The sequence below is a fragment of the Metabacillus rhizolycopersici genome, assembly GCF_020075705.1.
On sequence record NZ_JAIQUM010000233.1, the window covers coordinates 1 to 836 of the forward strand.

The window sequence follows — 836 nt, forward strand, 5'->3', positions numbered from 1 at the left end:
CCGTCTGCGGTGCAATATCGGCTCTGTATATCCACTTGGCTGATCATAACCTTTAAATACTAGATCGCAAGCTGCTTGGAATGCTACAGAGTTATCGTAGTTTTCTGCCATAGGCCAATAATTTGCGGCTCCAGCGTTTTGTTCATCTACTACTTTGGCCATTTGTTGTAAAGTAACTAACACTTGTTCTTTTGTGCAAATACCGTGGTGAAGCCAGTTTGCCATATGTTGACTTGAAATTCTTAATGTTGCACGATCTTCCATGAGCCCCACATTATTAATATCTGGTACTTTAGAGCAACCAATCCCATGTTCTACCCAGCGAACAACATAGCCCAAGATCCCTTGAGCATTGTTATCCAGCTCTTGCTGAATTTCTTCTGGGCTCCATTCGGGATTTTGAGCCACTGGGATTTCTAGAATATCATCGCGATAATCTGCATTCTCTTTTATTAATTCATTTTGAACCTTTGTAACATCCACTTGATGATAATGAAGAGCATGCAATGTTGCTGCAGTCGGTGAAGGCACCCACGCTGTATTTGCACCTGCTTTTGGATGACCAATCTTTTGCTTAAACATTTCAGCCATCATATCTGGCATTGCCCACATTCCTTTACCAATCTGGGCACGACCTTGGAATCCGCAAGCTAGACCAACATTTACATTTGATTTTTCATACCCCTGCAACCATTTTTCACTTTTCATGTCACTTTTACGGATCATAGGACCCATTTCCATTGACGTATGCATTTCATCTCCAGTTCGATCCAAGAAGCCAGTATTAATGAATGCTACTCTTTCTTTCACTTGGCTGATGCAAGCTTTCAAGTTCA

Annotated in this window: 1 protein-coding gene; it reads right to left on the reverse strand. The window is 41.5% G+C overall.

Annotation, left to right across the window (positions count from 1 at the left end):
• The coding region (locus tag K9V48_RS30235) for an aldolase/citrate lyase/malate synthase family protein (RefSeq protein WP_498043140.1) at positions 1-836 on the reverse strand (836 nt) is incomplete at both ends.